General features: G+C 60.7%; 7 protein-coding genes and 1 pseudogene. 5 read left to right on the forward strand and 3 right to left on the reverse strand.

Translation table 11 applies throughout. The annotated features are described in order from the left end of the window. Together NKJ75_RS29705 and NKJ75_RS29710 are read right to left on the reverse strand one after the other, a co-directional pair. Positions 1-1,005: a glycosyltransferase gene (locus NKJ75_RS29705; RefSeq protein ID WP_023745396.1), complete on the reverse strand. Its 1,005-nt coding sequence runs from the start codon at positions 1,003-1,005 to the stop codon at positions 1-3. 17 nt (positions 1,006-1,022) lie between these two features. Then, on the reverse strand, positions 1,023-2,225 hold the full coding sequence (locus NKJ75_RS29710) for a glycosyltransferase family 2 protein (RefSeq protein WP_352500532.1): 1,203 nt from the start codon (positions 2,223-2,225) through the stop codon (positions 1,023-1,025). Between the two features lie 388 nt (positions 2,226-2,613). Between NKJ75_RS29710 and NKJ75_RS29715 the strand changes: the two genes are divergently transcribed. From NKJ75_RS29715 to NKJ75_RS29730, 4 genes and pseudogenes are all read left to right on the forward strand, one after another. Beyond that, the gene (locus NKJ75_RS29715; protein ID WP_023687732.1) at positions 2,614-2,910 is read left to right on the forward strand and encodes a YciI-like protein; all 297 of its coding nucleotides are present in this window, start codon (positions 2,614-2,616) and stop codon (positions 2,908-2,910) included. A gap of 87 nt (positions 2,911-2,997) precedes the next feature. Beyond that, entirely contained in the window at positions 2,998-3,423 is a 426-nt protein-coding gene (locus tag NKJ75_RS29720; RefSeq protein ID WP_023826897.1) for an EVE domain-containing protein, read from the forward strand. Next, positions 3,378-4,072: pseudogene (locus NKJ75_RS29725) on the forward strand (class I SAM-dependent methyltransferase). The gene NKJ75_RS29720 and the pseudogene NKJ75_RS29725 overlap by 46 nt, the downstream one beginning before the upstream one ends. 105 nt (positions 4,073-4,177) lie before the next feature. Next, entirely contained in the window at positions 4,178-4,597 is a 420-nt protein-coding gene (locus NKJ75_RS29730; protein WP_023736794.1) for a DUF1761 domain-containing protein, read from the forward strand. Positions 4,598-4,612: 15 nt separating this feature from the next. On the opposite strand, the gene gcvA is transcribed toward NKJ75_RS29730, so the two are convergent. Beyond that, positions 4,613-5,533: a transcriptional regulator GcvA gene (gene gcvA / locus NKJ75_RS29735; RefSeq protein ID WP_352500533.1), complete on the reverse strand. Its 921-nt coding sequence runs from the start codon at positions 5,531-5,533 to the stop codon at positions 4,613-4,615. A 135-nt stretch (positions 5,534-5,668) separates the two neighbouring features. On the opposite strand from gcvA, the gene NKJ75_RS29740 reads away from it, so the two are divergent. Further along, on the forward strand, positions 5,669-5,908 hold the full coding sequence (locus tag NKJ75_RS29740) for a hypothetical protein (RefSeq protein WP_023670491.1): 240 nt from the start codon (positions 5,669-5,671) through the stop codon (positions 5,906-5,908). Positions 5,909-6,063: the final 155 nt, after the last annotated feature.

Genomic DNA, 6,063 nt, shown 5'->3' on the forward strand with positions numbered 1-6,063 from the left:
TCAGAAAGCTCCTGTCAGTTTCGCGCGAAGCCGGCACATGACACGCTCACGCAGCCGCGAATCGCGCAAATAGCGCCTCAATCCCGTCGGCCCGAGCGACAGCATAATACGAGCGGCTCGAAGCAAGGCCTTCAAGTCGCCGGCTGACGCAGCCGCCAGCGACACATTAACGCTGATCGATGCCCGAGCAGCAGATTCGATCCGGCGCCGGCTGCGCGCCGAAAGCCGGTCCAAATGGCGCTCCAGGACAGTCTGCATTTGCGAACGGAATTCGTTCGCATCGCGCGATCCGGTTACGGTCAGCGAATCGCCATGAACCCGGAAGGCCGTGGTTATCTCCTGGTGATAAATGACGGGTCCGGCAACGGCGAGCTTCGCCCATATATCCCAATCAGCTGTATACCAGAGCCTCTCATCCATACCCCCGCATGCCAGCCACGCATTCCGACGAAATATCGGAGCAGGCACGGACACGAAATTCTGTACGAGAAGCCGTTCCAGCAAGAAGTCGGATTCGAGCACCTTGTCGCTCGGCAAGGGACAGTTCCAGCATCCCATTCCCCGGCCGTGGCGGTCGACGATCGCAGTCGGGGCCAAGTGAAGCGCTGCTTCGGGCAGGTCCTCGAGCCAGCGTCGCGTGGCCTCGATGCGCCCGGGCAACCAAAGGTCGTCTTGGTGGAGTATGCAGACATAGTCGGCGGCGGCCAGCTCAACGCCCAGATTGGTCTTCGCCTGCCAGGGCGCTAGATCCTTTCGCCGCAGCAGCCGGAAGGCCGGCCGGTGGAGAAATCGCTCGACAATGGCGGAAGTAGCGTTTGTCGGGCTGCTGTCGATGATGATTATCTCCAGGCCATCGCTCGGCTCTGCAGCAAGCGAGTCAAGTGTCGCTCCAATCCATGCCGCCCCGTCATGGACCGGCATGACAACCGACAGAAAAGGCTTTGCGGCCGAGCCGCTTGCCGCTTGAATTTCCGCTCGCAAGGCTGCTGGAGGGCTAGAGCTCACGTCTGCTACTCAACGTATCAAGCAGCAATTTGAGCACGAAGCCGGACAGCACCATCGACATGCCGGCCACGCAGATGGTGGTGACTACAAAGGTCAGGTGCACCGATTGCTCCATGGGGCCGCCAATAAGAATCCAATGTAGCGCGAGTGAACCATCGGCCGCGAAGCCGGTTGCCGCGAGTACGCCACCGGAAAAAAACCAGCCATTCCAAAGGCCGGCCGCGCGTCAGCCATGGCACAATTCGACCGCTGTAGACCGGGTGGTAGATGGCGATTGCCACCTTTGCCAGCATACCGAACAGGATCGCTGAAAGGCCAATCAACGTCGCCATGGCCGAAAGCGCGACGAAGTGAATTCCAAAGTACCATCCGCCGATGCGAACAGGCCCAGCCGCGAGAACGGCAAGGCCGGCAATGCCAGCGATCAACAAGGTCAGCCCAGGCACGAGATACATGGTATCGGGCGCATGGGCTATGATCAGCCGCAGATGTCGCCAACCGTCCCGGAAGGAACGCAGATGCGGCGCGCGGTTGCGCTTGTCGGGGTAGAGCTTGATCGGCACTTCACGAATGGCGAGCCCGGCGCGATGCGCATTGATGATCATTTCCGAAGCGAATTCCATCCCTGGCGAGCGCGCGCCGATTTTTAGAAATGCCTCGCGCGTGAAACCGCGCATGCCGCAATGGAAGTCGCGGACCGGAGAGTTGTGCAAACAGCGAGCGATGGTGGAAAGGACAGGATTGCCGAGGTAGCGATGCAACGATGGCATGGCGCCCGGCTGGATCCCGCCGGCGAACCGGTCGCCCATCACAAGTTCCGCACCCTGTTCCAACGCATCGACGAAATCGCCGAGCTGGCTCCAATCGTAGGAATCATCGGCATCCGCCATGATGAGATATTTGCCTTCGGCCGCTTCGACCGCGGCACTGATTGCCGCGCCATAGCCCTTTACCGGCTGATGAACGACCCGCGCTCCCAGCTTTTGCGCAATCTCCACCGACTTGTCCGCGGATCCATTGTCGCCAACGACGACTTCCCCCTTGATGCCGCGCATCGAGAAGGCATTGAAGGCTTTGCGAATGCAAATGCCGAGCGTCAGTTCCTCGTTCAGGCAAGGAATGATTGCAGAGACGAGAACACGCTCGGTCCCCATGCCGGCCGTGAAAGCAAGCGCGACGTCGTCGATCCGAACCGTCGTGTTGCGCGCGATGCTCTCCATTGCGACCTCTATTCAGGCGTTCTGAGCAGACCAGCCCATTTCACAATTGACTTGCTGGAGTGTTGCGTATCGAAAATTGATTATTTTTGAATTTACGAAATACTCGGTAGTGGATTTATAGGCGGCGGCAAGCAAAGCTGGTGCGCTGTTGTGGTGCGCGACGCAGCCTGTCGCCTTCGTCCACTCTTTCGGCGAAGCGGGTTGCGTTTGTGATTTTCATCAACCCAGGACTGTCAACTATTTCAACGCCTTGGCTTGAGCCATAGCGGAGATTCAATGCGTCGAGAGATCGTCATTTGGCATTGACCCGAAGCCAGCATAAAAGCAAAACCGCGATTTCGGCAGTTCAAGCGAGCTGTTGTCGCAATCCCAAAACGGAGTTTTAAAAATGCTGTTTGCGTTGATTTGCAAGGACAAGCCGGGCAGCCTGCAGGTGCGGGTCGATACGCGGCCGGTCCACGTCGCCTTTCTCGAACGCCTGAACGCCGACAACAAACTGGCCTTTGCCGGCCCGTTCCTCGACGCCGAGGGCAAGCCCAATGGCAGCCTCGTCGTCGTGGAAGCGCCCGACCTCGCCGGTGCGCAGGCGCTGTCGGCTGCCGACCCCTACGCCAAGGCCGGGCTGTTCGAAAGTGTCGAAATCCGCCAGTGGAACTGGACCTTCAACAAGCCGGCGGCTAGTTAGTTCCGGCGGCGCCTAGAGCGATCCCAGGAAAAGTGTGTAACGGTTTTCCGTCCGGAATTGCGCAAAAATAGTAGTTGGAGCAAAGACATGAACTACTGGCTGTTCAAATCCGAACCTTCGGTCTTCTCCTTCGAGGCGCTGAAGGCCAAGGGCAAGGCCGGCACGCAGTGGGACGGCGTGCGCAACTATGCAGCGCGCAACAACATGAAGGCGATGCAGATCGGCGATCTCGGCTTCTTCTATCACTCCAATGAGGGGCTGAACGTCGTCGGCATTGCCGAGGTCTGCGCGCTTGCCCATCAGGATACCAGCACCGACGATCCGCGCTGGGAATGCGTCGACATCCGAGCCTTCAAGGATGTGCCGAACCCGCCGACGCTGGAACAGGTCAAGGCCAATCCGAAACTCGCCGAGATGGCTCTGGTGCGGCTTGGACGGCTTTCCGTACAGCCGGTGACGCCGGCCGAATGGAAGGAAGTCTGCCGCATGGGCGGCCTGACGCCGGCTCCGTGACGGCCCTCACGCCGAACAGCGCGAAAAAGTTCATTCTCGACAACACGGCGCTTATGTCGCCGCCGCATGTGCCGGAGATTGTCCTCAATCTTGCCGACGAAGCGCATGACCTCTGGCAGCGCACGGAGAACGAGCTGATCGAAATCGGCCTGCCGCCGCCGTTCTGGGCCTTTGCCTGGGCCGGCGGTCAGGGCCTTGCCCGTTACGTGCTGGACAATCCGTCGGATGTGCGGGGCAAACGCGTGCTCGACTTCGCCTCCGGCTCCGGCCTTGTCGCCGTCGCCGCCGCCAAGGCGGGTGCGGCGCACGTGATCGCCGCCGCGACCCGTTCTGCGAAACGGCGATCCGCCTCAACGCAGAGGCCAATGGCGTTGCCATCGACTTTTGCGGCACGGACTGCATCGGCACCGACGCCGGCTGGGACGTGGTACTGGCGGGCGACGTCTTCTACGACAAATCCTTCGCCGACACGCTGATGCCGTGGTTTTCGACACTGAAGGCGCGCGGCGCTGACATCCTCGTCGGCGATCCGGGCCGCTCCTACATGCCGAAGGCGGGACTGGAGCCGCTCGCCGTCTACGAAGTGGCGGTGACGCGGGCGCTGGAGGACACCCTGGTCAAGCGCACCACGGTGTGGCGCTTCGCTTGACGGCATTGCCGAACAGGCGTTCCATCGCGCATTGATTTGAAGAATACGCATGTCGTTATCCCAGAACCGTCAGGCTTTGGGCTGCATGCTTGAGGGGAGGACTTTATGGATTTTTCAGTGGTGAACTGGCTGGCGGTGGCTGTCGCGGCCGTCGCGGCGTGGCTGTTTGGCGCCGTCTGGTACACGGCCCTCAGCAAGCCTTGGATGAGGGCGGCCAGGATCGATCCGTCAACGTCAAAGAAATCAATATTGCCCTTCATCATCTCCTTCATCGCCGAGCTGATCATGGCGCTGGTCTTGGCCTTGGTCGTCGGCGCGATGACGGGCGGCGAGCCGGTCCTTGTCGTAGGGCTGGTCTTCGGCTTCGTCCTCTGGCTGGGTTTCGTTGCCACGACGCTGACGGCCAACCATCGCTATGAGAATTTCGGCTGGGACCTGACCCTGATCGACGGCGGCCACTGGCTCGGCGTGCTGTTGATCATCGGCGCGGTGATCGGCTGGTTCGGGACGCCGGTCGCCGGCTGAGGCCTGCAGAAGTCGTCAGGTCTGCGTCCTGGCGACTTCGTCGAGGATCCATTCACGGAAAGCGATGATGCGCGGATCGTTGGCAGTGCTCTCGGGATAGACCAGGAAGTAGCCGAACTCCGGCCCCACGCGCAGACCGAGTTCAAAGGGCTGCACCAGCCTTCCCTGGGAAAGGTCGTTTGCCACCATGGCGAACTCGGCGAGCGCCACGGCATTGCCGTCGAGCGCCGCCTGCACGGCATCGGTAGAGGTTCCAAACACGATAGTCCGACTGTCGTCGAAATCGTTGATGCCGGCCGCCGCCATCCACATGCGCCAGTTCGGCCATGTCACGCCTTGGCGCGACCATTCGATATGGGCAAGCGTGTGGTTGAAGAGGTCGCGCGGTTCGCGCAGCGGCGGGCCGGAGGTCAGCAGGCTCGGGCTGCACACCGGAATGAGGATGTTGTCGAACAGGCGATGGGCGCGAAGCCCCGGATACTTGCCGACCCCGAACCGGATGCCGACATCGACGTCGTCGAGTTCGAAATCGCGCACTTCGTAGCCGATGTCGAACCTCAGTTCGATACTGGGCTGAAGTTTGCGAAAATCGTCGACGCGCCGCATCAGCCATTTTGACGCGAATTGCGCGTCGAGCGTTACCTTCAGCAATGCCGTGCCGCGCGTCAGCTTGCGCGCCCGCGACACCGCCCGGTTGAGCAGGTCGAGCGCATCGATCGAGGCCTCGAACAGCACCGTACCTGCCTCGGTCAACCGGATGGTACGACTGGTTCGCGTGAACAGCACCAGCCCGAGCTGATCCTCGATTTCCTTGATCTGATGGCTGACCGCCGCCGGCGTCAGCCCGAGCTCGTCGGCAGCGCGGGTGAAATTGAGGTGGCGGGCGGCGGCTTCCAGAGTCCTCAGCGCGCGCGTTCCGGGCAACAGACCGGACATCAACGTATCCTCAAATAAAACTTGACCATCCGAAAAGAACTACTCGTTTCTCTCATGGATTTCAATGCGGCATGATGCATCCATCGAAACACCATCAAGCCGGATTTGATATCCGGCGGAACACGGGAGCGCATCATGTCCATCTTCGTTTTGAACTCGCCAGCAGCTCGCTCGAACTGGTTGCATGCCGTAACGGACTGGCTTCGCCAGGCGAAAGTCGCCATCAACCTGCCGCGCCAGGACGTGGAGGATCTGTCGGATCGCCAGTTGCGCGACGTCGGCGCGCAGCGCAAGGACGTGACGCGGGCCGTGGACCGGGAACTCGGCCGGCTTGGATTGCTGGACACTGGGTGGCAGAAGCCGAGAAGGCGTTAGGCAATGGTGAGTAGTGAGTAGTGAGTAGTGAGTAGTGAAGGATTGAAACGACGCCGAGACCATCCTACTCCCTACTCCCTACTCCCTACTCCCTACTCCCTACTCCCTACTCCCTACTCCCTACTCCCTACTCCCTACTCCCTACTCCCTACTCC

The organism is Mesorhizobium sp. M0058, from assembly GCF_040323095.1.
Classification (GTDB): domain Bacteria; phylum Pseudomonadota; class Alphaproteobacteria; order Rhizobiales; family Rhizobiaceae; genus Mesorhizobium.